We start from the raw sequence: 25,804 nt of genomic DNA, 5'->3' as shown, positions 1-25,804 counted from the left end.
ATCGCCATCCCCGTCGCCATCCCCGTCACCATCCCCGTCACCATCCCCGTCACCGTCCCCGTCGCCATCGCCGTCGCCATCGCCGTCGCCATCGCCGTCGCCATCACCGTCACCATCGCCGTCGCCATCGCCGTCACCGTCGCCATCGCCGTCACCGTCACCATCGCCGTCACCGTCGCCATCGCCATCCCCGTCGCCGTCGCCGTCGCCGTCGCCATCCCCGTCACCGTCGCCATCGCCGTCGCCGTCGCCGTCACCATCGCCGTCACCGCCGTTCGCACGCGCTTCCTGGAACTGCGGAAACGACGCCTTTCCGCCGAGCAATTGGACGCCGTTCGTCATTGCCAGGATCAGGCCCAGCAATGCGCTGCCCAGAAAGAGAGACACGCGCCGCAAAGCGGCGGTTCCGTTCTTGACGGTCAATTTCGTGAACATGCGCTTTCACCGGTGTATGGCTTTCAACCCACGGTCAGGTTGACCGGCACGAGCGGAAATCGAAAGACAGGTTTGTTATACGGACAGCAAATTAGGGCGTATGTGATATGGAACGGCGCCGCCCGGCGCCGCCCGGCGCCGCCCGGCGCCGAAGGCGGAGACGCCGCTGCAACGCCGCTTCCCGTTTCCTTCGCCTTCCGGGCGCGCGACGGCAACGCCGCGCGCCGCGGATGTGGCCCGATGACCCCCGGACAGCTGCCGCAGCCCGGTTCCGGTGCCCCGAATGGCTTGGCCTCCTGCGGCTTTGCCGGCGCACAGCGTGGCTCGTTCGCCTCTTGAAAGGGCCAGCGGGTCGGGACACACTTTCGGCTCGATTTCAGTTTCCGCGCCCAAGGGCCGGCTGCATGGCCGCTGCCGCACGCCGACGTCCGGGCGGGACGGAGGCGCTGCTGCCATTTTCGGCGGCCGAGGGAGGGACATCCGAAATGAACAAGAAAATTCGACGTTCTGCGGGCTTCGCGACTGCCGGACTGGCCGTACTTGTCGGCGCAACTGCCGCTGCCGGGCCGGTTCTCGCGGCCGGCTATCCCGAGAAACCGATCACGATGCTGGTCGGCTTCCGGGCCGGCGGCGGGGTCGACACGGTCGGGCGGCTGATTGCCAAGCATATGGAGGGCACGCTCGGCCAGCCGGTGGTGCCGACGGCCAAGGCCGGGGCCGGCGGCGGCGTGCTGGCGGCGGCGCTCGCCAAGGCGAAGCCGGATGGCTACACGATCGGCATCGCGGTCACCAGCACCTGGTCGTTCAACCCGGTGTTCGCGCGCAAGAAGCGCTACGGCGTGAACGACGCGACCCTGCTGGCCTCGATCGCCCGGGCCCAGTGCGTGATCTTCGTCGGGTCTAAATCGCCTTACAAGTCGCTGAAGGACGCCTTCGCGGCGGCCAAGGGCGGCAAGGCCCTGTCGGCCTCGTCCCCGGCGCCGCCGGCGACCTTCCTGATGCGCCATCTGGCCGGGAAGAACGGCGTCAAGCTGCGGGTCATCAACGTCAAGGGCACGCCGGCGGTGATCCAGCAGGTCCTCGGCGGCCATGTCGATCTCGGCTGGAGCGGCGGCCACCACATCCCCTATCTGCGCAAGGGCGACGTTCGGGTGATCGCGGCGACCGACGACCGGCGGCTCAACGCGCCGTCCGACAAGGTGCCGACGCTCAAGGAGATGGGCTACGACATCTCCTTCTGCGGCGCCTACATCATGGCGGCGCCCAAGGGCCTGCCGGCGGACGTCAAGGCGAAGCTCGACGGGGCGCTCAAGGCGGCGATCAATTCCGAGCCGGTCCAGACCTTCATCGAGCGCCGCAAGCTGGCGGCGAACTACCAGGGAACGGAGGGCCTGACGAAGGAAGTCCAGGCCGAAGCGGCCGCCTGGGCCAAGGTCAAGGCGGGCCTGAAGAAGAAATAGCGGCCGCTTTGCCGGCGGTTTCGGCCGCCTTGCAGGGATAGCGCCGATGCGCGCCCTCGACGGCGCAGCCGCTGCGCTGATCGGGGCCTTCGGCCTGGCGACGCTGTTCCTGTTCATTCCGGGCACGATCGAAGATCCCGGAATGGACGACCTGTCGCCGGCCTTCATGCCGCAGATCGTCGCCATCCTGCTGACCGGCCTCGCGGCGCTGCTCGGGCTGCGCAGCCTGCTGCGGCGGCCGGCGGCGGGGGACTCGGTGGAGGAGGAGCCGGCGCTGACCCGCCGCCATGCCGGCTTCGTCCTGCTGGCGGCGCTGTGGCTGGCGGCGTCCTTCGCCGTCGTCGCCCTGGCCGGCTACCTGGCAGGCGGGGCCGCGGCGGTCGTCGGCGCCATGCTGCTGATGCGGATCCGCCGGCCGCTGACGATCGTTGCCACCGCCGTTGCCGCCCCGCTCGTCCTGTGGGCGGTGTTCTGGCAGTTGCTCACGATCCCGCTGCCGTAGCGCGATGGACGCGGTCCTCGCCGGGCTGGCCCAGGCCTTCACACCGCTGACCCTCGGCTTCGTGCTGTTCGGCGTCGTGCTCGGGATCGCGGTGGGCGCAATTCCGGGATTGAGCAGTCCGATGGCGATCGCCATCGCGGTGCCGCTGACCTTCTACATGACGCCGCTGGCCGCCATCGCCTTCCTGCTCGGCGTCAACAAGGGCGGCGAGTTCGGCGGCTCGATCTCCGCCATCCTGCTCAACACGCCCGGAACGCCCGAAGCGGCGGCGACGGCGCTCGACGGCCATCCGCTGGCGCAGCAGGGCAAGGCCGGCAAGGCGCTCAAGACGGCGCTCTACTCCTCGGTCGCCGGCGACACCTTCAGCGATATCGTGCTGATCCTGGTCGCCGCGCCGCTAGCCGTCATTGCGCTCAAGATGGGGCCGCCGGAGTTGCTCGGTGTGCTGATCTTCGCCTTCACCTTCGTCACGGCACTGCTCGGCAATTCCATGATCAAGGGGCTTATCGCGGCGGCCCTGGGCGTTCTCCTCAGCCTGGTCGGCATCGACCCCGAGGCTGCGATACCGCGGCTCACCTTCGACGTGCTCGAGCTGGAGGACGGCCTGTCCTTTGTCGGCGCGGCCATCGGCCTGCTCGCATTCTCGGAAGTGCTGATGCAGGTCGAGCGGTCCTTTCTCGGCGACAGCGGCGCCGGCGAGGCCGCGGCCGGCTTCTCGAAGGCGCCGGAAGACAACGCCTTCACGCGCAGCGATTTCCGCCAGGTGCGCGGTACGGTCGCCCGCTCCGCCGTCATCGGCACGGTGATCGGCGCGATCCCGGGGCTGGGCACCAGCCTGGCCGGCTTTCTCGGCTACGGCGCGGCGATGAAGGCGTCGAAGCATCCGGAGGAGTTCGGCAAGGGCCGCCTGGAAGGGGTCGCCGCCACCGAAGCCGCCAACAGCGCCGTCGTCGGCTCGAACCTGATCCCGCTGCTCACCCTGGGGATTCCCGGCAACGTGGCCGCCGCCCTGCTCGCCGGCGCCTTCCTGATCCACGGCATCACGCCCGGCCCGCTGATCTTCCAGGACCATGCCGTGCTGGTCTACGGCATGTTCGGTTGCCTGATCGTCGCCAACCTGATGAACCTGCTGGTCGGCAGCGTCGGCCTGCGGCTGTTTTCGCTCGCCGTGCGCACGCCGCGCAGCATCGTCATGCCGTCGGTCGCGCTGTTGTGCATTACGGGATCGTTCGTCGCCGGCGGCGGGCTGTTCGCGGTGGCGACGATGATGGTGTTCGGTATACTCGGCTACGTCATGCGCAAGCTGGATTTCTCGATCATCGCCTTCATCCTCGGCTTCATTCTCGGCCCGATGGTCGAGCGCTCGCTGCGCCACACCGTGATCCTGTTCGAGGACGCTTCCGACATTCTCGGCCATCCGTTCCTGATCGCAATGCTGGTCGTCAGCGCCGGCGCCGTGTTCTGGCTCGGCCGCCGACCGCGCGGGAAGCTCGCCCGATGAGCGCCCTCGAAAATCCCGGGGGCGAATATCCCGGGGGCGACCGGCCCTTCCACCTGTGGGCCCAGGGCTGCGCCCACGTCTTCCATGACAAGACCTGCGGGCGGGAGAGCCTGGGCGACGCGCTGCGCCAGTCGGAGCGCGGCGGCCCGGCGGGGGACGATGCAGGCGCACCGCCCTTCGACTGGGACATCTGCATCAATGTCGGCGACTACAGCTCCGCGTTCGGCCCGCCGACCGACGAGGAGGGCGCGGAGATCGTCCGCCAGTTCGGCGCGCTCAAGCATCACCGGCGCGAGCAAATCTACAGCGTATGCGGCAACCACGACCGCGATCCGTTCAGCGAACCGGAAGGAAGCTGGTTCCGCAAGTGGATCGACCCGATGGGCGAGAATACGGCGACGTCGGGCGTCGAGCGCAGCCGCTATCCCTACCCGGTGCACGGCACATGGGACCGCTACTGGTTCGACGTCGGCAACATCCGCTTCCTGATGATGAGCGACGTCAACGAGCGCGCGCAAACGCTGGGCCGCGGCCCGCTCGGCGGCAATCCCGGCGGCGTGGTGACCGCGGAGACCTTCGACTGGTGGGCCGACATGGTCGAGCGCAGCCGCGGCGAGCGCATCGTCGTGACGGTCCACCACTACGTCCTCAAGGAGACCACCGTCGCGAGCGGCGAATGGGAGGGCATGAAGAAGGGGCCGGACGGCGCCTGGCGGATGGACTATCACGGCTACTACGCCGAGGGCACGCCGAACGGCGCCTCCTATCTCTACTGGGTCGGCGGCGCAGCGGATTCCGGCCGGTTCGAGCGCTATCTGGAAGACAATCCCGGCGCGGTCGACCTGTGGTTCGGCGGCCACACCCATACCAACCCGGACGATCAGCACGGCGGCAAGTCCCATATCGAGACCCGCTACGGCGGCACGACCTTCGTCAATGCCGCGGCGCTGACCCGCCATTTCGTGGCGGATCACGCGATGCCGCACAGCCGCGTGCTGACCTTCGCGCCGGGCAGCCGCGAGGTGCGCATCCGCTGCTACATGCACACGAGCGAACACCGCCCGGCCGGCTGGTACGACGCCAGGGAACGCCGGATAACGCTGGGCAGGCCCTTTACCTGGACGGAATAGGGCCGGAGACAACGCAGCGTCCGGCTGGCATCGATCGCAGCCGGACATTTGTCGACCGGCCCGGCATGGTCTACAAGGCAGCACTCCTTGACTGTCGATGCAGGCGGACACTAGAACGCGGCGGTCAGCGTCGTAAGAAACAGGGAAATTGAGAGCTGGAAAACTGTGGAGTCGGATCGATGGAGAAAAAAAATAAAGCCAAAGCCATTGAACGATTGCAGAATGTGCTCGATCAAATCCAAAAACTGACGAAATATCGTCATAACTCTCCAGAATTTAAGAAATGGTTTCGAGATTCTAAGGTAACGATAATCCATACGTTCGGAGATAATTCAACACATCTCAAGGATTTCGAAAGTATTATTTACCTTCCAGCTATTCGTTTAGGTAATATCCAGAAATCAGAATGGGAGGAAGCCTACTTTAAGGGCCTAGAGGAGGCTTCTTTCGTACTCAAATCTATGGTTTATGAGGTTAATGAATATTGGGAAGAAGGCGAAAATTCAAACAGGAATTTAGAAAATAGAGCAAATACAACTAATATCAAGAAGGTATTCGTCATACACGGCCACGACGATTCGGCTAGAGAGTCGGTTGCAAGATTTCTTGAAAAATTGGAATTGAAGCCGGTCATTTTACACGAACAACCCAATAAGGGCCGTACAATTATTGAGAAGTTCGAGGACCATGCGGATGTCGGCTTCGCCGTCGTCCTGCTCACTCCCGACGACATTGGGGCAGCTGTCAAGAACAGGGACAAACTTCGGCCTCGCGCACGGCAGAATGTCATTCTAGAACTTGGATTTTTCCTCGGACGGCTTGGCCGGGAACGGGTCTGCCCCTTAGTCAAGGGCGACGTGGAAACACCGTCGGACTACGATGGGGTCGTGTATACTAAGCTCGATGAAGCAGACGGGTGGAAGATGAAGCTCGTTCAGGAATTGAAAGCCGCCGGATTCGATATCGACGCCAACCGGGCTTTCGGGCCATGACCGCGCGGATCGAGATACCCTCCGAGCGCATCGCCACCTTCTGCGACCGCTGGCAGGTGACGAAGCTAGCCCTGTTTGGCTCTGTCCTTCGGGACGATTTCAAATCTGACAGCGATATCGACGTTCTGGCCCGATTCGACGAAGCTGCACGCCACACGCTGTTCGACATGGACCGGATGGAGGAAGAGCTTCGGGACATTTTCGGACGGAATGTCGATCTCGTCAGTTGGCGCGGTGTCGAGAGCAGCCGTAACTATATTCGCCGAAAGGCAATTCTCGATGCAGCCGAAACGATCTATACGGCGTGACGACGCCCTGCTCCTCGATATGCTTCTGGCCGCCCGCGACGCGGTGGATTTCTCGCACGGATTGACGTTCGAGACCTTCGCGCAGGACCGTATGGCGCAGCACGCAATCCTGCAGGCGGTCGAGACCGTCGGGAGGGCGGCATTCCTTGTCAGCACCGAGACCAGGGACGCGCATCCCGGCATCCCGTGGGCCGATATCGTAGAGATGCAGCATTGCTTAAAGGACGAACGTTTCAAAATCGACCTGCCGCGGGTATGGGATACGGTGAAACAGGACACCCCCCGACTCGTCCCACAACTCGAACGCCTGGTTCCGCCGGAAACCGAAGCGTGACCGGTGCGGCGCATTTCGGCGAGAGTCCGGCAGACACAGCAGAGAGACCCCGACCATGGCGCTGAGCCCGAGTCGCGACGCCTTTATCACCTGCGCGCTGACCGGCGCCGGCGATACGACCGGGCGGTCCGACAAGGTGCCGGTGACGCCGGCGCAGATCGCCGAGGCCGGCATCGAGGCGGCGCGCGCCGGCGCGGCGATCCTCCATGTCCATGTCCGCGATCCGGAGACCGGCGCGCCGGCGCGCGACCCGGCGCTCTACCGCGAGGTCGTCGAGCGGGTGCGCGAGTCCGGCGTCGACGTCGTGCTCAACCTCACCGCCGGCATGGGCGGCGACCTCACCCTCGGGCCGGCCGACCGGCCGCTGCCGCCGTCCGAAGCCGGGACCGACATGGCGGGCGCCGAAGAGCGGCTGGCCCATGTGACCGAGCTGCTGCCGGAGATCTGCACGCTGGACTGCGGCACGATGAATTTCGGCGAGGGCGACTACATCATGACCAACACGCCGGCCATGCTGGCGGCGATGGCGAAGCGCGTGCAGGCGCTCGGCGTGCGGCCGGAGATCGAGGTTTTCGACACCGGCCATCTCGTGCTCGCCAAATGGCTCGCCGGGCAGGGCCTGATCGACGATCCGGTGATGGTCCAGCTCTGCATGGGCATCCCGTGGGGCGCGCCGGACGATATCGGCACGCTGATGTCGATGGTGAACAACCTGCCGGAAGGCTGGACCTTCTCGGCCTTCTCGCTCGGCCGCAACCAGCTGCCCTATGTCGCGCTGGCGCTGCTCGCCGGCGGCAACATAAGGGTCGGTCTGGAGGACAATCTCTGGCTCGACCGGGGCGTGCTGGCGACCAACGCCGACCTGGTGAAGCGGGCGGTCGGCGTTGCCGAAAATATGGGCGTGCGGATTCTCGGCCCCGAAGCGGTGCGCGAGAAACTCGCGCTGCGCAAGCGCTGAGCCGGGCAGCCGGCGCTCCCGTCCGGACGCGACAGCGAGAGTCCCGTGACAGCCGGCATCGAACGGGCCGCCTGTATCGGCGGCGGGGTGATCGGCGGCGGCTGGGCGGCCCGGTTTGCGCTGAACGGGATCGACGTCGCGATCTGCGATCCGGACCCGGACGCCGAACGCAAGGCCGGCGCCATGCTCGAAAACGCGGAGCGCGCCTTCGCCCGGCTGTTCGGCGACGACCGCCCGGCGCCGGGCGCGCTGCGCTTCGCGGGCAGCGTCGCGGAAGCCGTCGACGGCGCCGGATTCGTTCAGGAGAGCGTGCCCGAACGGCTGGACCTCAAACGCGCCGTGCTGGCCGAAATCGATGCGGCGGCGCCGGCCGGCATCCTTGTTGCGTCCTCCACGTCCGGTCTCCTGCCGAGCGACATGCAGCGCGGTTTGAGGAGCCCGGGACGAATGCTGGTCGGCCATCCGTTCAACCCGGTCTACCTGCTGCCGCTGGTCGAGCTGGTCGCCGGGCGCGACACCCACCCCGCTTCCGTTAAGCGTGCCGCGGAGATCTACGCGTCGCTCGGCATGAAGCCGGTGACCGTGCGCAAGGAAATCGACGCCTTCATCGGCGACCGGCTGCAGGAGGCGCTGTGGCGCGAGTCCCTGTGGCTGGTCCATGACGGCGTCGCGACGGTCGAAGAGATCGACGATGTCATGCGCTACAGCTTCGGCCTGCGCTGGGCGCAGATGGGGGTGTTCCAGACCTACCGGCTGGCCGGCGGCGAGGCCGGCATGCGCCACTTCCTCGAACAGTTCGGACCCTGCCTCGCCTGGCCGTGGTCGAAGCTCACCGATGTGCCGGAGCTGGACGACGCGCTGATCGGCGCCATCGCGGACCAGTCCGACGCGCAGGCCACCGGCCTCTCGGTCCGCGAGCTGGAACGAATCCGCGACGACAACCTGATCGCCATCATGGAGACGCTTGAGCGGTCCGGCGACACCGGCTGGGGCGCCGGGATGGCGCTGAAGGAGGCAAGGCAGCGGCTTCGGGAACGCCGGGGTTGAGCGCCGGGCGGTAGCCCTCTTCCGTCATATCGACCGAAGCCGCCCACCGGGCGGCGTAGTGGAGATATCTTTCCTGCGCGGAGTGAGGTTCAGGGGACCGAGCAGAAAAGATTTCTCCACTCCCTTCGGTCGGTCGAAATGACAGGAATGGGTCACGGACGACCTTACTCGATGTTCTCGGCCGTGTAGCTCAGGCTCAGCGTCTCGCCGCGCACCGGGTCTTCGAGTTCCACGGTGAAGCCGTCCGCCGTGCCGTGGGGCCGCCCTGCCCGGCGGGCGGCGAAGAGCAGGACGCGATCGGGCGGCAGGTCGTCGAGAACAGTGAAGTTCGCGACGCGGTCCGCGCGTTCTTCCGTCGCCGGCCGGCGCTCGCCGCCGGTCAGATGCCAGCCGCGCAACCGAAGCCGATTGAGGTGCGGCGCGACATCCTTCAACCGCCACGCCTGCCGGCTGATCGGTTTGGCACAGGCCAGGAGCGCCGGCGCGTAAAAGCTCTCCGAATGCAGGGAGGCGACGGTGAGCAGCGGCCCGTCGCCGGCGCCGACCAGTGCAATCGCCGCGATGCCGTGCGGACTCGCGCCGCGCTGCTGGATCGCGGTGGCGGTCGTCAGCCGGTCGACCGGAAGCGCGACGACCTTGCCCTCGCCGTAGGACGCCCAGGCCAGTTCGATGACCAGGTCCGGCGTGTAGACCTTGCCGCCGGAGCGGACGTGGGGCCGGTAGACGAAATGGCTGGACATGCGGCCGGTCGCCGGCGCTAGCCGCCGCCCCCGTCCGGATCGCCGTCCGGATCGGGCCGGGCGGCGACCGCCAGCAGTTCGATCTTGTTGTTGCCGGCGAAGGTGACCTGCACGCAGGAGCGCATCGGCCAGTGCTGCGGCTCGTCGCCGATCCAGTCGGCCCACCAGCGGTCGAACTCGCCCTTGCGCCCGATGTCGTAGAGATAGACCTGCACGTTGATGAGGCGCGTCCGGTCCGTGCCGGCGGCGGCGAGGCCGCGGTCGAGGGCGTCGAAGGCGCGCTTCGCCTGCTCCTCGAAGTCGAGGGAGAAATCGTCCGACATGCCGAGCGCCCAGACGAAATCCTTCCAGGCCGAGCCCCAACTGCGGGTCGGCACGTTGCCCGGTATGCGCAGGATGTCGCTCATGCCGCCGCCCTCGCGAACTGCCGGCTATTCCGCCGCCTGCGCCGCGGCCGGCGCGTGCAGCAGGTTGTCGATCACGTCGTCGGTCGTCCGGACGTCGCCGAAGCTCTGCCAGAAGCTGGTCAGGCCGGCGAGATGGTCCTCGTCGAAGCGCGCCGCGTTGCCGTCGAGCACCATGACGGCGCGATAGCCGATCATCATGGCGTCGCGGGCGCTCGATTCGCAGCACATGTTGGTTGCCGTGCCGCAGACCAGCAGGTTCTCGATGCCGCGGGCCCGGAGCTGCCCGTCCAGGTCCGACGCGCCCTGGATGAAGGCGCTGAACCGGTTCTTGCGGCTGACGATGTCGCCGTCCTTCACGACCAGGTCGGGATAGAGTGCGTGGCCCTCGCTGCCCTCGGTCAGGCCATCCTTGTGGGCGTGCATCTTGGCCTCGGTGAAGAAATAGTCGTGGTAGATCGGCCACTGGCTCTCGCCGCCCATCTCTTCGGCGACGGTCAGCAGCACCCAGGCGACGACCCCGCCGCGGTCGCGCACGACATCGGCCAGCCGGTTGATGTTGGGCACGATGCTGATCGCGGTCTCGACCTCGGCGACAAAGAAATTCTGCATGTCGATGACGACCAGGGCCGTGCGCGCCGGATCGAAGCGGTCGAACACCGCCAGCTTGCCGCGCTTGGCCATGATGCGGTCGATGACGTATTGCGGCATTTCCAGATTGTGCGGCATGGCTTCCCTCCCCGGGATATGTCGAATTCAGGCGGCCGGCTGCCAGGCGATCATGCGCAGTTCGCCCAGCTCCCGGCGCATTTTGAGCCAGGTCTCGCCGCCGTCGGTCGAGCGGAAGATCTGGCCGAAAATGGTGCAGAAGAAGATCAGGTCCGGGTCCGCCGGGTTGGTCGCGATCCACCAGATCGTCGTGTTCGGCGGCTCCGGCAGGTCGACGATGTCCCAGGTTTCGCCCCTGTCGCGGCTGCGGAACAGCATCCCCCGTTCCCCCGACGGCTTGTCGCCGACCGAAAGGAACATGACGCCGGAATTGTCCGTGCGCCTGGCGATGCAGCGGAAATAGGGCCAGGGCGCGTCCGGCACGTCGACGAACTGCCAACTGCGGCCCTCGTCGCGGCTGCGGTGCAGGCCTTCCTCGGTCGAGCACAGGATGGTGCGGCCGTCTCCGCCATCGTCGTCGAAGAAGACGAGATTGTGGGTGTCCGGGCTCTTCAGCCCTTCGATGCATTTGTCCCAGGTCTCCCCGCCGTCGCGGCTGACGAACACGCCGTCGATCTCGATGGTGACCCAGATCGTCTCCGGATCGCGCGGGTCGAAATGGATCGACGTCACCCGCGGCGTGTTGATGAATTCGCATTCCACGCTGTTGCCGATCTCGCAGCGTCGCCAGGTCCGCCCGCCGTCGGCCGTGCGGTAGAGTTGCGCCGGGCGCGTGCCGGCGAAGATCACGTCCGGGTCGTGGGGCGACTGGCCGATCTGGAGGATGTGCAGCCCGTCCATGGGCGAGGGCAGATGCTCCCAGCGGTCGGCCGCCACGGTCCAGCGGTAGACGCCGAGATCGGTGCCCGCCAGCACGTCGCCCGGCCGGGCCGGATGGGTCGCGACGCACCAGGCCCGGGATTCGTTGTAGATGCCGCCGGTCGGCGTGAAGGCGCGGTTCCAGCTTTCGCCCAGGTCGTGGCTGAACCAGACCGAATGGCCGACCGACGCGGCATAGGCGGTGACGTTCATGCAGCCTCCCGAAGGGTCCGCAACGCGGGCGGCCCGCGAACCGCGGTCGCGGTTGTACCATCATTTCCGGGTTGCCGGAGAATTCTTCGTCGCCGCGGGTTCGCCGCCCGCTATCGGCCGGTTACGCGTTCCAGGAATTCCGCCGGCGTCAAAACCGGATTATCGTGAAACGGAGACATGGCCAAGCCGTCGCCGTGCCCGTGGTGCAATGTTGCTCCACCGCGCCGGTGCATGGCCCCGCCGCCGTTGACAGGCTCATGAATTCCGGCGATTCCATTTGCATCGATCTTTGCGACGATGACGGTAACGCCGTCTTGGGCGCCGTCGCGCAAACGGCGGAATGCAGCCAGCTTCAACCGCTGAACCACATGCTGAAGTCGTTGATTTTTTTGAAAAACACGCGAGGCAGGAGGCCGGTATGACGCTTGAGTTGTATTATCTCGAAGAAACCGATTCCATCTGTTCCAATCGGGTTGTCGTCACCCTGGCGGAGAAGGGAATTACGGACTGGATCCCCCGCAAAATGATCCTGATGAACCGGGACCAGTTCCAGCCCGAATATCTCAAGCTCAATCCCCAGGGGGTCGTGCCGACGCTCGTTCATGACGGCAAGCCGATCCGCGAATCCTCGCTGATCTGCAAATATATCGACGATCTGCGGCCCGACCCGCCTTTGAGGCCCGGCGACCCGGCCGAACGATACTACATGGACGAGTGGATCAAGCTGTTTGACGAGAGAGCCTTCGAAGCCACGGCGGTCGTCAATTTCGTCACGAAATTCCGCCTGACCGTTCCGCGCGAGAAGATGGAGGAACGCTGGAAAGTCATTCCCAGCATCGACCGGCTTTATCGCCAGCAGTCGGTCATCAGGGAAGGCGTTTCCTCGCCCTACGTCATGCGCGCGATCGGTTCGTTTGAAATGATCTTCAAACTGATGGAGCACGCCCTTGCCGACGGCCGGCCCTACCTTATGGGCGACCGGTTTACGCTGGCGGAAACCAATCTTGCGCCCTTCGTTAAAGTATTGGAGATGGTCCGATTCCTCGATTTCTGGCTGGAGCCCTATCCGCTGACCCGGGCCTGGTGGGACCGTATGGCGAGCCGGCCGAGCATGCAGCGGCTTGACGACTTCCCCTACAGCGCCGTCTCCGAAGACTCTCCGCACGCCACGTCCGGCCGGCAAACCGAGCCCGAGTTCCGCGTGAAACTGGCGGAATACCGGGAGCGGTTCGACTACGCGTTCAATCCCGGCAGCTAACCGGGATTTCTCACAGGAATGGGCGCATCCGAGGCTCGCGGGCAAGAAATCTCCTCTACGATAATCGGTTAGTATAATGACTCATGTCACCCCGGCCTCCGAGCCGGGGTCCAGAGTCGCACGACGGGCGGTAGGTTCAGAGATTGGCGGCGGGGATTTCGCAGCCCTGCAATCCAATCCCCGCAGCGCCGCGGATCGTTGCCGTCGCCCGGACCCTTATCCGCCGCTTTACCCTGTAGCCCTGGGCCCCGGCTCGGGGGCCGGGGCGACAATTCTTGTGAGAAATCCGGGTTCGGTGCAGCGCCGGTAACGGCCACGACCTTCCCGTCCTGCCCGCCGAATCCAGCTTCTCCCCCGTCGGTCCGAGCGTTCCGTCACCCCACGGCCCGGTGACGGGCGCGAAGGCGGGAGGTCGGAGTCAGCCGCCCTATCCGCCCAGTTCCCGGCGCACGATGGCGGCGCCGTCGACCAGGGCCTGGAGCTTGCCGCGGGCGACCGCCGGGTCGAGATATTTCATCCCGCAGTCCGGCGCGGCGACGATGCGTTCGGGCGGCAGCACGTCGAGCGCGCGGCGCAGCCGGCCGGCGACGGTTTCGGCGGTTTCGGCAGCCGGATCGGCGAGGTCGATCACGCCGACCATGATCTGCTTGGACGGCAGCGTCTCGAGGATCGACAGGTCGAGCTTCGGCTGGGCCGCCTCGATGGAAATCTGGTCGGCGGCGCAGGCGTCGAGTTCCGGCAGGAAGGAATAGCCGGTCGGCTTCTGCTTGACCGCGTAGGCATAGCCGAAACACAGATGGACGATCGTCGGGCCGGCGGCGTCCCGCAGGGCATGGTCGATCGCCGGCACGGCAAGGCGTTTGGCCTTCTCCGGCCGCGCCTGCATCCAGGGCTCGTCGAGCTGGACGATGTCGGCGCCGGCGGCGAACAGGTCAGCCACCTCTTCGCGCACGATTTCCGCCAGCGCCATGACGACGGCCTCCTCGTCGCCGTAATGCTCGTCGACCGAGACCTGGGACAGGGTGAACGGCCCGGGCAGGGTCATCTTGATCGGCCGGCCGGTGTGGCGGCGCAGGAATTCGGTATCCCGCGCCTCGACCGGATGGCGGCGGGCGAGCGGCCCGGTAATCCGCGGCACCGGGATCATCTTGCCCGGCGAGCGCCCCGGCACCATCGCCGGGTTGTCGACGTCGATGCCGTCGAGGGCCGTGTGGAACCGGTTGGAATAGCTCTCGCGCCGGATCTCGCCGTCGGTCAGGATGTCGAGGCCGGCCTCCTCGAAGGTGCGGATCGCCATCAGGGTCGCGGCATCCTGGGCCTCTTCCAGCCCGTCGCCGCCGATGCGCCAGATATCGTCGCCGCGGGCGCGCGACGGCGGGCGGCCGGTCAGCTTCTCCCGGTCGACCAGCCAGTCCGGCTGGACGTAGCTGCCGGTGAGCGTCGTCGGGATGAGCGGCAGGTCGAGGGGTGCGGTCATGGGCCTGTCCTGGCGGTCGGTCGGCAGGCGTCCTTATAGCCGCCGGGCCGGGGCGCGGCGAGACCCGGGGAGGACCATATCCGGGCGACGATCAGGCCGCCGTCACCAGGGCAGATCTTCCCCGTTGGCATGCCAGAACCGGCCCGAGGATTCGAGGCTGAGCGCGTCCATGCGCCGGATCAGCCCTGCTGCCGCCTCGTCGGGCGTGATGTAGTCGAAGTCGCCCGGAATATCCTTCGTCAGGTCGGTCGCAACCATCCCGGGATGGAGCGCCGCCACGGCGATGCCGCGCTTCGACAGATCGTGATGCAGGTTGAGCGCCACCATGTTCGCGCCCGCCTTGGAGACGCGGTAGGCATACATCCCGCCGGTGCCGTTGTCGGCCAGCGAGCCGACCCGGCTGGTGACGATCCCGACCCTGGCGCCGGCCGCCAGATGGGGCAGCGCGGCCTCGACCGCGCGCAGCGGCCCGATGGTGTTGATCTCGATCTGCCGGCGCACGTCGCCGAAGTCGAGGCTGCCCAGCGCGTCGAGGCCGAGCACGCCGGCGACATGGATCAGGCGGCCGATCCTGCCGCCCCGCTTCGCCAGCGCCCCGGCCATGCGCGCGACCGCGGCTCCGGAGGTCACGTCGATCTCCGGGATCACCTCTACCCCGGAACCGTCATGGGCCTCGCCCCGGCCGAGGCAGGCCGCCACGACCGTCTCGCCCCGCGCGGCGAGTTGCCGGCAGACGGCGAGGCCGATGCCGCGGTCGGCGCCGATGACCAGATAATCCGGCATTCGGAAATCCGCTCCGTTTCGCCCGGCCGGCGCGCTACTCCGCCGCCTCCGGATAGGCGCCCAAAGCCGGATCGGTTTCACCGCCGATGACGCCGCTATCGTGCAGGCCGGCGATGTCCGCCTCGCTCAAGCCGATTTCGGACAGGATTTCCGAGCAATGCTCGCCGAGCTGCGGCGCGCCGGCCAGCCCGGTCGCGGGCGAGCCCTCGAATCGGGCGGCGGTGCGGGCCTGGCGCAGCCGGCCGGCGGCATGGTGCTCGGTGTCCATCAGGATCTCGCTGGCGACGACCTGCGGATGGTCGACGACTTCGTTCCGGGTGAGCGCCGGCGCACAGGGCACGCCGCAGGCTTCGAGACGTTCCATCCATTCGCCGGTGGTGCGTTCGAGCAAGACCTGCTGGGTCAGTTCGAGCCGTGCGTCGACATTTGCGGCGCGCGCCGCCGGCGTGGCGAAGCGGTCGTCGGCCAGCCAATCCGCCCGGTCCAGCGCCGTGCACAGGCCGCGCCATTCCTTGTCGGTCATCACGGCGACGGTCATGTAGCCGTCCGCCGTCTGGTAGATCAGGTCGATGACGCTGGCCGCCGCCTGATCGGAAACGTCCGCGCCGGGCCAGGTCTGCGCGTTGAAGTCCGAGGCCCAGAGAAAGGACAGGACGGCATCCAGCATCGACAGGCGGACATGCTGGCCCGCGCCCGTGCGCTCGCGCCGGAACAGGGCGGCGCCGATCGCCTGGGAGGCGGTGATAGCGGACAGCTTGTCGGGCAAAACGGTGCGCACCAGCCGCGGGCGCTCGCCGTCGGAACCGGCCTGGATGGTCGTCAGGCCGCTGAGCGCCTGGATCACCGGGTCGTAGACCGGCTTGTGGGTCCACGGGCCTTTCTCGCCGAAGCCGGAGAGCGAAAGGTAGACGATCCGCGGATTGACCTTCGCGATGTCGTCGTAGCCGACGCCCAGCCGCTCGACCACGCCGGGGCGGAAATTCTGCACGAAGACGTCGGCGGTTGCAGCGATCTTCAGCAGCAGGTCGCGGCCACCGGGCTTCTTCAGGTCCAGGGTGATCGAGCGCTTGTTGCGGTTGATGTTGAGGAACGCCGACGACAGGCCGCCGCGCCGGTTGCCGAACGCACGGGTGTGGTCGCCCCGGCCGGGCGGCTCGACCTTGATCACGTCGGCGCCCTGGTCGCCCAGGATCGAGGTTGCCCACGGCCCCGACAGCATCGCGCTCAAATCGACGATCCGAATACCCTCATACGGTCCGCTCATGTGCATCGCTCCTTCAGGACTGCGCCGTTATCGAGAAAAATCGTTCTGCCGCCTCGGCAAACCGATGACGGACATCCCGGCCAAACGGTCTCGCTCCGTTCGACATGCCGCCTCAGGGCCCGGTTGATTGCGGTCTGATAGCCCCGGCCGCCAGGAGCCTGCCGCTTGAACCACGCCACCACGTCGGCGTCCAGCCGCAGCGTGATCTGCTGCATGACCGGACTGTAAAACAGCCCGCGCACCGCGCCCGACCAGTCCGTCTGCTCCGGGATGTCGCTCGTATCGATCCGGTCGTCCGGCAACGCCTCAAGCGCGTCGAGGTCCACCAGCCGACTCATGCATATCCGCCGTCCATGATCCGATCGAGATAGGCATGGATATCTTCGGCCCGGCCCTCGCGCACCAGTTGATCCGGCGGCGCGCCGTCGAAGCTGGGCAAGGGCTTGGAATGGAACCAGGCGTGGGCAGCGGCCGGCGGTCCGGTTTGGGCTTCAACGCGGTCGAGAATTTCCTGAACCTCGGTCGGCATCCGCCTTCCCCCTCACCCGTAGATCAGCGCGCAGCGGACTTCGATGCTCCAGCGGTCGGGGGCGTCGGGCGGGGTGGCGGGATCCTTGAAGGCGCTGTGGAAGCTGAAGGTGCTGGACCGGCCGCCTGCGTCGGCGTCGGGCCGGGCGCCCCCGGTCCGGGCCAACTCGCCGGCCGAATCCCACTGCTTGATGAGCAGCGCCTCGTCGCGCGTCATGCCCGACCAGTAGACCCAGCGGTGGCGCGCGTTGTGCTTGGCGAAATAGTTTTCGCCGACCCGGTCGCTGTAGTGGATCTCGAAGACGACCAGCTCGTCCGGCTGCACGGTCTCGGCGTCGCACAGCGCCAGCGGCCGGGTCGCCACCGGCTCCGGCGCGATGTTGCGCCAGAGGTTGACGAGGGCAAAGCGGCCGCTCTCGATGGCGCGCTCGACCGCGCCGGCGTCGAGCAGCGTTTCGCCGTCGGCCAGCGCCGTATGGTAGGTGTCGTTCAGGGTCGGCGGGCGCGCAAGGTCGCGCATCCGCTGGGGCGCGCTGGTCAGCGTGTAATCGCCGTGGACGACATGGGCCGGCCCCTGAACCTGCTGGCCGCCGGCGATGCGCCGCTTGTCGGACTTGCCGGAGGCCGAGCGGACATTGTGGTCGAACGCCGCGACCGTCGCCGCGCCGGTCGCCGCCTGCATGATCGCCACGCACTCCGGATAATAGGTCCGCACCACCGCCTCGTGATCGAGGAAATCGAGCCCGGGATGGGCCGTCGGCCGGTCGAGCAGTTCGAAGCCGTTGGCGGCCAGCGTCGGCTGTTCCTCAGGCGCCAGGTCGCGCGCATCGACGATCGACATTTCGCGGCTTTCCAGGTCGATGCCCTCGAAGCCGCTGTCGCTGCCGTCGAGGTCGCGCCGGGTCAGCACCTTGCCGTTGCGGTAGAGCGAGGATTCCGCCGCCGGCGCCATGTAGCGGAAGGCGCCCTGGCTCTGGGTCTCGAATAAAATGTCGGTGGCCGGTTCGGTCATGCTGGCGGTCCGTAATTCTGAAGCTCGGTCGATGCCAGCCCGAATTGAGTTCGCCGGGGCGCTTTGGCAACCGGAAAGAAAGTCGTGTCCGCGGTACCGGCTCCGGCGAACCAGCAGAATAGCCTATCGACGTCCTGCGGACGCCGTAGGGGAGGGTTTCAAACCCTCCCCTACACCCGGTCCGCAACCGCAAATGCGGCCGCTACCTCCAGCACTCGACGAGGACGGTGAACTTCCGCGCCGCCGCCGCGACGTCTTCCGGCGTCCGGGCAATGTCCGACGGCGCCGTCGCATAGGCGACACCCTCGCCGTTGAGGAAGGCCCGCGCCGTTCTCGCGCTGACGGCGAAATTCACGTTCTGAGGAATGTCGCCGGTTACGCGGGCAACCTTGAGGGCATTGAGCTTCGATACGACGACACCGACGACGTTGCCGGCCGAATCCAGCACCGGCCCGCCGCTGTTTCCTCTCTGGACCGGGGCGGAAATCTGGATCATGCGCCGGTTGTTTCGCGGTCCGGCCAGCGCGGAGACGATGCCCTTGCTGACGTTCAGCCCGGTTGCAAGAAGGCCGTGGAGCGGATAGCCGGCGACGATCACGCTCGCGGCCGGACGTATGCGGCGCCCCTGGCGGAACGCCGCGAAAGGCCGGCCCGCCGGACCGGCGAGCAGGGCAAGATCGGCGCCGTCGTCGCGCGCGCCGACGGCGACCCGCCGGGAACGGGCGTTCGGCGACGGCGGGACCCGCACTTCGAGACAGCCGCGCACGACATGCGCGTTGGTCAGAATGTGGCCGCGGGCGCTGACGCGAAAACCGGACCCGGTGCCCGCCATTCTGCGAGAACGGCGGGCCGGGCCGAAGGCGGAAGCGCGCCGGAGCGCATCGACAACCGCGTTCACCAGCCGCTTCGATACGCGGCCGTTCGCCGGCAGACCGACCGACGCCTGAAACGCGCGGATGGCGGCCCGGGACCTCGGACCCAGAACGCCGTCGGCGGGTCCCGGATCGTAGCCGAGACGGGCCAGGGCACGTTGCAGCGACGCGACCTGGCGTGGCCGGAGGGCGTTTCTTCGCGGCGGTGGCCGGAGCGCCGTTTCCTTGCGCGGCCGCCATTTCCGCGCGAGCCATCGCGCCTGGCTGAGCGCCGATCCGGTCAGACGCCTCGCCAGGTTGTTTCGACGTTTCGCTGCATAATCCCGTACGCCCCTTTGACCGACTGTGGATCGGGAGATCGCAAGGCTGAACCACTTGTGCGCGTAAATCAGGTTCCGCCGGACGCCGACGCCGGTTTCGTAGTGGACCCCGAGCATAGCCTGCGAATAGATATCGCCCTGTTCGGCAGAGCGGCGATACCACCTCACGGCCGTCGTGTAATTCCGGCGAACGCCCCGGCCCTTGCCGTACATGTTTGCAAGAAAATACTGGGCCCTGGCGTTACCCTGTCCGGCGAGGCGCCGAAATCCTCGATAGGCCGTTGCGTAGTCGCCGCGCTTATAGGCCGCCAGGGATTCCCGATAGGTCTGCGCGGCTGCCGGCAGTGCGAACGCAACCGACAGGACAAGCATTACCGCCGGGACAAAGGGCAGAACCGCCCGCATCGTCATCCTACCGGCTCCCCCGCCCGATCGTTGCGGAATTTCGATTATCGCCGGTTCTGGATTTCCTGCAACCGTACGCCGCTTCTGTCGGAGGCCGGTTTTCCCGATTCTGCGCGGCAGCCTTCAGGAATTGACGACGGGGCTTCGAACGCTCCGTTGCGACCGGCGCGCTGCCGGAACCTCCGCCGCTACTTCCAGCACTCGACGAGGACGGTGAACTTGCGCGCCGCCGCCGCGACATCTTCCGGCGCCCGCTTCTCGACCGACGGAGCGGTGGCATAGGCAACGCCTTCCGCGTCGAGGAAGGCGCGCGCCGTCCCCGCGCTGACGGCAAAATTGACATTTTGCGGCAGGCTGCCCGTCGCGCGGGCGGTCTTGGCAGCATCGAGGCGCGCCACGACAACGCCGACGATATTGCCGGCGTAGTCCAGCACCGGACCGCCGCTGTTGCCGGGCTGAACAGGCGCGGAAATCTGGATCAGTCGATTGTCGTTGCCGGGCCCGGCCAGGGCCGAGACGCTGCCGATGCTTACGTTGACGCCCGCGGCAAGCATACCGTGGAGCGGATAACCGGCCACGACCACGCCCGCACCCGGCCGGATGCCGCGGCCCCGGCGGAACGCCGCGGACCGGCCGCCCGCCGGACCTTCGAGCAGGGCGAGGTCCGCCGCATCGTTGCGCGCGGCAACCGCAACCCGGCGGGACTTCATGTGCGGCGCAGGCGGAACCCGCACTTCGCGGCACCCGCGCACGACATGGGCGTTGGTCAGGATGTGCCCGGCGGCGCCGACGCGGAAGCCGGACCCGGCGCCCGCCAGTTCGATCGGACGGCGGGCTTTACCGGTGCCGGCCGGGGCGGCTTTGGCGGCGACGAAAGCGGCGACAAGCGCCTCGGCGGTTTTCTTCGACAGGCGGCCGTCCGCCGGCAATCCGGCCGACGCCTGGAAAGCGCGGAGGGCCGCGCGGGTCCGCGGACCCATAACGCCGTCCGCCGGACCGGGATCGTAGCCGAGTTCTGCAAGGGCGTGTTGCGCCGCGGCGACGGTCTTGCGGTCCGGGCCGTCGCCGGCCGGGGGCCGCGCCGGAGGTTTCGCGTCCCTGCCCGGGCGCCATTCCCGCGTCAGCCGTTGTGCCCGGGCCAGTTGCGCCTGCGTCAGGCGGGCCGCCACGCGGTTTCGGTCCTGCACCGCATACCCGCGGAGTTGCGCTTCCCGGGCCGAGGCGCGGGCGGCCGCAAGGCTGAACCATTTGTACGCCCGGACGAAATCCCGTGGAACGCCGGCGCCCCGCTCGTACAAACGCCCGAGATTGTACTGGGCCAGGGGAAGGCCCTGCCCGGCGGCCAGACGGTACCAGCGCGCGGCTTCGGCCCGGTCCTGCCGGACGCCCCGGCCGAGATTGTACATGTCGCCGATACTGTTGCGGGCGATGGCGTTGCCCTGCGCAGCCGCGCGGCGGTACCAGCGCATGGCTTCTTCGTAGCTCTGCGGAACGCCCTCGCCATGTTCGTAGCGGAAGCCGAGATTGCTCTGGGCCATGGCGTCGCCCTGTTCGGCGGCGCGGCGGAACCAGTGCGCGGCCGCGGCGTGGTCCCGTTTCACACCCTGGCCGTAGCTGTACAGGGTGCCGAGACTGTTCTGGGCGTCGGCGAGTCCCCGGTCGGCAGCGCGGCGATACCATTTTGCGGCCTCGGCATAATCCTGCCGCACGCCCCATCCGAATTCGTACAGCCGGGCAAGCTGGTGCTGGGCTTTCGCATGGCCGCTCTCGGCAGCGCGGCGGTACCATCGCCCGGCCTCGGCGTAGTCCCGGCGCACGCCTGTGCCGTGCTCGAACATATAGCCGAGATTGTATTCGGCCCTGTGACTGCCGCGCCCGGCGGCGACGCGGTACCACCGCTCGGCCTGGACGTAGTCTTTCGGGACGCCCTTGCCGGAAAAGTGCATGGTGCCGATATTGTAAGCCGCCAAGGCATCGCCCCGGTCGGCGGCGCGGCGATACCAGCGGAGCGCTTCGCCATAGTCCTGCGCGACGCCTTCGCCGACATGATACTGATAGGCGAGGGCGGTCTGGGCCCTTGCGTCGCCCTGCGCGGCGGCCCGGCCGTACCATCGCGCGGCCTCGGCAAAGTCCTGCGGAACGCCCAGGCCGCTTCTGTACAGTTGGCCAAGATAGTATTGCGCCCGCGCGTCGCCCCGTTCCGCGATGGGCCGGAAGCCGCGATAGGCCGCGGCGTAGTCGCCGCGTTCGTAGGCTGCGAAGGCATCATCGAAGGTCTGCGCCGCTGCCGGCAGGGACACAGCCGCCACCAGGACAAGCGCTATCGCCGCGACAAGGATGCCAACCGCCCGCTTCGACATTTCACCGGCTCCCTCATCGACCTGCTGAGACAAGGGAAACTATCGCCGCTTGCGCCTGTTCCGCAAGCGTTCTTTTAATCGATTGCCGGTCGATTTCCGGGATATAGCGGCGTATGTGCCCGCCGGGACGGCAAACCGGCCCCTGCTGCCGAGGCAGGGAACGGTTCGACCCTCCCCTACAGCCCCATCTGCGCCTGGATCAGGCGGGCGAGCGGGCTTTCCGGATCGCGCAGGCAGAAGGCGGCGGCGAAATGGTCGGCGCCGCCCTGGACGTAGAGGTCCGCCTCAACGCCGTTATCCGCCAGGGATTTCAGGTAGGCGTCCGCCTGGGGGCCGAATTCAATTGGGTCCTTCGTGCCGTAGGAGATCGTGACCGGCGCGCTCTTGCCGGGCCGGGGCGGCGGCGGGTTGTGCACCGGGCTCACGCGAGGGACGTCGGCCGCTTCCAGTTGTATCCACTCGTTGATGTAGGCGAGGCGCAGGGGCTCCAGGTCGAACAGGCCGCTGATCGGCGTGACGCCCTTGATCGCGTCCGCCGGCAGGCCGTAGCGCGTCCAGTCGGTCGCCAGCATCATGGCGGTGAGATGGCCGCCGGCGGAATGGCCGGAGACGAAGAGGCGGTCCCGGTCCGCGCCATAGTCTGCCGCACGGTTCCAGCACCAGACGACAGCCTGCCGGCATTGCTCGATAATCGTGTCGAGCGTCACCGCGGGGCACAGGTCGTAGGAGTTGACCGCGACCGTCGCGCCCGCCGGCACCAGCCCGGCGGCGACGAAGCTGTGCTCCTCCTTGGTCAGCGCGCGCCAGTAGCCGCCGTGAATGAACAGGTGCATCGGGCCGCCCCTGCTGCCGGCGGGGAAGACGTCCAGCACTTCCATGTCGGACGTTCCGAAGGGTTTGTTGAGATCGCCGTCCAGCGCCTTGCGCGCTGCCGCGGCCTCGGCTTCCCACATCGCGATCGTGGCGTCGAAATCGACCGTCGCGCGGGCGTTGTAGGCAGCGTCGAGCGCCTCCTGGTCGTAGTCCCGATACACCCTGGCGCCCATGGTCCGCCTCTCTCCGCTCGAATTCGACAGGCGAACCTAGCGCCTCGCGGCATTCCGCGAAAGCCGGCAACCCGGCGACCGATGCGTCGTATCGGCATCGCCGCCGTTTCCGGCGTCATGCCCGGCGTCCTTAACGGCCGGCGCGAAACCGGTCAGGATTTTTTCCGCGCGAACTGGCGGACCACGCCGCCGTCGTTGCGTGCCGCGTCGGCCGACCGATCCGCTGTCCGGACGGTCCCGTCGACCAGGCCGACGACCGGATCGCCCTTGATGGTCACCCGCTGCATCGTGCGCCGGTGCGGCAGGTAATCGTGGGTTGCATAGTGCTGCACCGAACGGTTGTCCCAGAAGGCGACCGTGCCGACCGCCCATTCGAGGCGGAACTGGTATTCGGGAATGCGCGCCTGGCGGAACAGGAAGTCGAGGATGGTCCGGCTCTCCTCTTCCTTCATGCCCTTGATGCCGATGGTGAACTGCGGGTTGACGAACAGAACCCTGCGCTTGGTTTCCGGATGAATCCGCACGATCGGATGGGCGGTTCCGGGAAACGCGTCTTCCATGTCGCGCAGTGCCCGGCGGCCTTCCGGCGTATCGGGGAACAGCGCGCGGAACGGCTTGAAATCGTGCACCGCCTCCAGGCCGGAAATCAGCTGCTGCATCCGGTCGCTCAGACCCTCGAAAGCGCTCGTCATGCTGGCGAACAGGGTATCGCCCCCCAGCGGCGGCAGAACCTTGGCGCACAGGATCGTCGCCATGGGCGGCGCATTGCGGAAACTCTCGTCGGTATGCCAGACATCGGTTGAGAACGGCGGATTGTCGCCCGAATTGTCGAGCACGATCAGCGCCGGCTTGTCCGGCAGGTTGGGCGAAAAAGGATGGATCGAGAGCTCGCCGAAATGCCGGGCGAAGGCCATCTGCTGATCGGCGGTAATGTGCTGGTCGCGCAGGATCACGACCTCATGGTCGTTGAGCGCGGCCCGGATCGCCGCCGCCTGCGCCGCCGTGATCCCGGCGGCCAGATCGGTGCCGCGGATTTCCGCGCCGATATTGGGCCGGAGCCGGACGACCTGCAATCCGGCCGCGTCGACGTTGCCGTCCATCTGTCCCGCCTTTCGGTCGGTCGTACAGGATCGGCAGCATAATCGATCGCCCGGCCGCGTGCGAGACCGAGCCGAAACGCGGCCGCCGAGCCGGTTGCCAGCGATTGCCCCGAAGGTATCATCGCCCGCCCGTCAGCCCGAGGCCCAGACCATGCCCGAGACCGTCGCCGAACTCGTCATCGAAACCCTGATCGAGAACGGGATCGAAAATCTCTATTGCCTGCCCGGCGTGCAGAACGACGATTTCTTCGACGCTCTCTACGACCGGCAGAACCGGCTGAGGCCGGTTACGGCGCGGCACGAGCAGGGCGCGGCCTACATGGCGCTGGGCGCCGCCCTGGCGACCGGCCGGCCGCAGGCGTTCGCCGTCGTGCCCGGACCCGGATTTCTCAATGCTTCCGCCGCGCTGGCCACGGCCTACGCGACCAACGCGCCGGTGCTGGCGCTGGCCGGCCAGATCCCGCTGCGGGCCATCGGCAAGGGCTTCGGGTTGCTCCACGAACTGCCGGACCAGCTCGGAATCCTGGCGGGTCTGACCAAACAGGCCGCCCGGATCACCGGCGGCGGCGATGCCCATGCCGTCCTGCAATCCGCCTTTACGGCCGTGCAATCCGGCCGGCGCCGGCCGGCCGGCATCGAGGTTCCGGTCAACGTCTGGAAGTCGCCGGTGGACGTCGTTCCGCCTGCGCTGACCGCGCCGGCCGACCCCGCACCGGAAATCGACGCGGAAGCCGTCGAACGCGCCGCCGGAATGCTCGAAGCGGCTGAACGCCCGCTCATCGTCGTCGGGAGCGGCGCGCTCGACTGCGGCGAGGCAGTGACAAGCCTGGCGGAAATGCTGTCCGCCCCCGTCGTCGCCTACCGGACGGGCCGCGGCGTCGTCTCGAGCGAGCACGCGCTGAGCATCGGCGCACCGGTCGGCCATGCGCTGTGGGCGCTCTGCGATGTCGTGCTCGGCATCGGCACGCGGCTCAACCAGCAGATGCTGTGGGGCACCGACGACGCGCTGAAGATCGTCCATATCGACATCGACCCGGAGGAGCTCGGCCGCGTCCGCGCGCCCGATGTCGCGGTTCACGCCGATGCGCGCGAAGCGGTGCCGATGCTGGTTGCAGCGCTGGAAGGCCGGGAAGCGAAGCGCGACGCCTGGCGCGACCGGGCCGCGGCGGAAAAGGCGCGCTTCGCCAAAGCGTACCGGGACAGGCTCCGCCCGCAGATGGCCTGGCTGGACGCGATCCGGGCGGAACTGCCGCGCGACGGCATCTTCGTCGACGAGCTGACCCAGGTCGGCTACGTGGCGCGCCTCGCCTTCCCGAGCTACATGCCGCGCACCCATCTGACCTCGGCCTACCAAGGCACCCTGGGCTGGGGCATCCCGTCGGGCCTCGGCGCGGCCCATGCCCGCCCGGACGTGCCGGTCGTCGCGATTGCCGGCGACGGCGGCGCGCTGTTCGGCATTACCGAACTGGCGACCGCCGTCCACTACGGCATTCCGCTCACCGCCGTCGTCTTCAACGACAACGCCTACGGCAACGTCAGACGCTTCCAGATCGAGAATTACGACAACCGCCCGATCGCCTCCGACCTGACCAGCCCGGACTTTGTCCGCCTCGCCGAAAGCTTCGGCGCCCGCGGCCTGCGCGCGGAAACGCCGGAAGACCTGCGGCAACGGCTGCGCGAAGCTTTCAAGGGCGGCGGCCCGACCGTGATCGAAGTCCCGGTCGGCGATTTCCCCTCGCCCTGGGACTTTCTCATGCTGCCGAAGGTAAGGGGGATGTGACGCGCAAACCCTGAACAGTCCAAAGCGGTACAATCTTGCATTTGGCAC

Annotated in this window: 27 protein-coding genes; 12 read left to right on the top strand and 15 right to left on the bottom strand. The window is 67.4% G+C overall.

Annotated features, from left to right (window positions below; translation table 11 throughout):
- The 10 genes from OXM58_19160 to OXM58_19115 all read left to right on the top strand — a co-directional run.
- On the top strand, window positions 1–774 hold a 774-nt coding region (locus OXM58_19160), incomplete at its 5' end, for a hypothetical protein (protein ID MDE0150484.1).
- A gap of 146 nt (window positions 775–920) precedes the next feature.
- A complete protein-coding gene (locus OXM58_19155; protein MDE0150483.1) occupies window positions 921–1,895 on the top strand; it encodes a tripartite tricarboxylate transporter substrate binding protein in 975 nt (324 codons plus the stop codon).
- A 46-nt stretch (window positions 1,896–1,941) separates the two neighbouring features.
- The gene (locus OXM58_19150) at window positions 1,942–2,397 is read left to right on the top strand and encodes a tripartite tricarboxylate transporter TctB family protein (GenBank protein ID MDE0150482.1); all 456 of its coding nucleotides are present in this window, start codon (window positions 1,942–1,944) and stop codon (window positions 2,395–2,397) included.
- A gap of 4 nt (window positions 2,398–2,401) precedes the next feature.
- Window positions 2,402–3,898: a tripartite tricarboxylate transporter permease gene (locus OXM58_19145; protein MDE0150481.1), complete on the top strand. Its 1,497-nt coding sequence runs from the start codon at window positions 2,402–2,404 to the stop codon at window positions 3,896–3,898.
- Complete coding sequence (locus OXM58_19140) at window positions 3,895–5,028, top strand: metallophosphoesterase (protein MDE0150480.1); 1,134 nt, start codon at window positions 3,895–3,897, stop codon at window positions 5,026–5,028. Before OXM58_19145 ends, OXM58_19140 begins: the two co-directional genes overlap by 4 nt.
- Window positions 5,029–5,207: 179 nt before the next feature.
- On the top strand, window positions 5,208–6,020 hold the full coding sequence (locus tag OXM58_19135) for a nucleotide-binding protein (protein MDE0150479.1): 813 nt from the start codon (window positions 5,208–5,210) through the stop codon (window positions 6,018–6,020).
- Window positions 6,017–6,328 (top strand): nucleotidyltransferase domain-containing protein, encoded by a 312-nt coding sequence (locus OXM58_19130; GenBank protein MDE0150478.1) that lies wholly within the window; start codon window positions 6,017–6,019, stop codon window positions 6,326–6,328. The genes OXM58_19135 and OXM58_19130 overlap by 4 nt, the downstream gene beginning before the upstream one ends.
- Window positions 6,300–6,662, top strand: a complete 363-nt coding sequence (locus OXM58_19125) for a DUF86 domain-containing protein (GenBank protein ID MDE0150477.1) — start codon at window positions 6,300–6,302, stop codon at window positions 6,660–6,662. The genes OXM58_19130 and OXM58_19125 overlap by 29 nt, the downstream gene beginning before the upstream one ends.
- Window positions 6,663–6,717: 55 nt before the next feature.
- On the top strand, window positions 6,718–7,620 hold the full coding sequence (locus tag OXM58_19120; GenBank protein MDE0150476.1) for a 3-keto-5-aminohexanoate cleavage protein: 903 nt from the start codon (window positions 6,718–6,720) through the stop codon (window positions 7,618–7,620).
- Between the two features lie 45 nt (window positions 7,621–7,665).
- Entirely contained in the window at window positions 7,666–8,667 is a 1,002-nt protein-coding gene (locus OXM58_19115; protein ID MDE0150475.1) for a 3-hydroxyacyl-CoA dehydrogenase NAD-binding domain-containing protein, read from the top strand.
- A gap of 164 nt (window positions 8,668–8,831) precedes the next feature.
- On the opposite strand, the gene OXM58_19110 is transcribed toward OXM58_19115, so the two are convergent.
- The 5 genes from OXM58_19110 to OXM58_19090 all read right to left on the bottom strand — a co-directional run bounded on the left by OXM58_19110 (window position 8,832) and on the right by OXM58_19090 (window position 11,907).
- Window positions 8,832–9,407, bottom strand: coding sequence for a DUF2848 family protein (locus tag OXM58_19110; GenBank protein MDE0150474.1), 576 nt, complete (start codon window positions 9,405–9,407; stop codon window positions 8,832–8,834).
- A 17-nt stretch (window positions 9,408–9,424) separates the two neighbouring features.
- Window positions 9,425–9,814 (bottom strand): Rid family hydrolase, encoded by a 390-nt coding sequence (locus tag OXM58_19105; protein MDE0150473.1) that lies wholly within the window; start codon window positions 9,812–9,814, stop codon window positions 9,425–9,427.
- A gap of 24 nt (window positions 9,815–9,838) precedes the next feature.
- The gene (locus OXM58_19100) at window positions 9,839–10,540 is read right to left on the bottom strand and encodes a cysteine hydrolase (GenBank protein ID MDE0150472.1); all 702 of its coding nucleotides are present in this window, start codon (window positions 10,538–10,540) and stop codon (window positions 9,839–9,841) included.
- Window positions 10,541–10,567: 27 nt separating this feature from the next.
- Window positions 10,568–11,551 (bottom strand): hypothetical protein, encoded by a 984-nt coding sequence (locus OXM58_19095; GenBank protein ID MDE0150471.1) that lies wholly within the window; start codon window positions 11,549–11,551, stop codon window positions 10,568–10,570.
- A 110-nt stretch (window positions 11,552–11,661) separates the two neighbouring features.
- Window positions 11,662–11,907 carry a hypothetical protein gene (locus OXM58_19090; protein MDE0150470.1) on the bottom strand — a complete coding sequence of 82 codons (246 nt, stop codon included), beginning with the start codon at window positions 11,905–11,907 and terminating at the stop codon, window positions 11,662–11,664.
- 62 nt (window positions 11,908–11,969) lie between these two features.
- Between OXM58_19090 and OXM58_19085 the strand changes: the two genes are divergently transcribed.
- A complete protein-coding gene (locus tag OXM58_19085) occupies window positions 11,970–12,809 on the top strand; it encodes a glutathione S-transferase family protein (protein ID MDE0150469.1) in 840 nt (279 codons plus the stop codon).
- Between the two features lie 427 nt (window positions 12,810–13,236).
- Here OXM58_19085 and OXM58_19080 read toward each other — a convergent pair whose 3' ends face one another.
- The 10 genes from OXM58_19080 to OXM58_19035 form a co-directional block, all read right to left on the bottom strand.
- On the bottom strand, window positions 13,237–14,286 hold the full coding sequence (locus OXM58_19080) for a 5-methyltetrahydropteroyltriglutamate--homocysteine methyltransferase (GenBank protein MDE0150468.1): 1,050 nt from the start codon (window positions 14,284–14,286) through the stop codon (window positions 13,237–13,239).
- Between the two features lie 102 nt (window positions 14,287–14,388).
- The gene (locus OXM58_19075; GenBank protein MDE0150467.1) at window positions 14,389–15,069 is read right to left on the bottom strand and encodes an SDR family oxidoreductase; all 681 of its coding nucleotides are present in this window, start codon (window positions 15,067–15,069) and stop codon (window positions 14,389–14,391) included.
- A 34-nt stretch (window positions 15,070–15,103) separates the two neighbouring features.
- Complete coding sequence (locus OXM58_19070; protein ID MDE0150466.1) at window positions 15,104–16,333, bottom strand: CoA transferase; 1,230 nt, start codon at window positions 16,331–16,333, stop codon at window positions 15,104–15,106.
- A complete protein-coding gene (locus OXM58_19065; protein MDE0150465.1) occupies window positions 16,330–16,671 on the bottom strand; it encodes a BrnA antitoxin family protein in 342 nt (113 codons plus the stop codon). The genes OXM58_19070 and OXM58_19065 overlap by 4 nt, the downstream gene beginning before the upstream one ends.
- The gene (locus OXM58_19060; GenBank protein ID MDE0150464.1) at window positions 16,668–16,862 is read right to left on the bottom strand and encodes a DUF2384 domain-containing protein; all 195 of its coding nucleotides are present in this window, start codon (window positions 16,860–16,862) and stop codon (window positions 16,668–16,670) included. The genes OXM58_19065 and OXM58_19060 overlap by 4 nt, the downstream gene beginning before the upstream one ends.
- Before the next feature lie 12 nt (window positions 16,863–16,874).
- Entirely contained in the window at window positions 16,875–17,873 is a 999-nt protein-coding gene (locus OXM58_19055; protein MDE0150463.1) for a CmcJ/NvfI family oxidoreductase, read from the bottom strand.
- A 202-nt stretch (window positions 17,874–18,075) separates the two neighbouring features.
- A complete protein-coding gene (locus tag OXM58_19050; GenBank protein MDE0150462.1) occupies window positions 18,076–19,476 on the bottom strand; it encodes a trypsin-like peptidase domain-containing protein in 1,401 nt (466 codons plus the stop codon).
- A gap of 182 nt (window positions 19,477–19,658) precedes the next feature.
- Window positions 19,659–21,830: a trypsin-like peptidase domain-containing protein gene (locus OXM58_19045; GenBank protein MDE0150461.1), complete on the bottom strand. Its 2,172-nt coding sequence runs from the start codon at window positions 21,828–21,830 to the stop codon at window positions 19,659–19,661.
- Between the two features lie 176 nt (window positions 21,831–22,006).
- Window positions 22,007–22,876: an alpha/beta hydrolase gene (locus OXM58_19040; protein MDE0150460.1), complete on the bottom strand. Its 870-nt coding sequence runs from the start codon at window positions 22,874–22,876 to the stop codon at window positions 22,007–22,009.
- A 152-nt stretch (window positions 22,877–23,028) separates the two neighbouring features.
- Window positions 23,029–23,976 (bottom strand): TauD/TfdA family dioxygenase, encoded by a 948-nt coding sequence (locus tag OXM58_19035; GenBank protein ID MDE0150459.1) that lies wholly within the window; start codon window positions 23,974–23,976, stop codon window positions 23,029–23,031.
- A gap of 151 nt (window positions 23,977–24,127) precedes the next feature.
- Between OXM58_19035 and OXM58_19030 the strand changes: the two genes are divergently transcribed.
- Complete coding sequence (locus OXM58_19030) at window positions 24,128–25,756, top strand: thiamine pyrophosphate-binding protein (GenBank protein ID MDE0150458.1); 1,629 nt, start codon at window positions 24,128–24,130, stop codon at window positions 25,754–25,756.
- Window positions 25,757–25,804 lie beyond the last annotated feature (48 nt).

The organism is Rhodospirillaceae bacterium, assembly GCA_028819475.1.
GTDB lineage: Bacteria > Pseudomonadota > Alphaproteobacteria > Bin65 > Bin65 > Bin65.
This window is presented reverse-complemented; position numbering and strand designations above follow the sequence as displayed.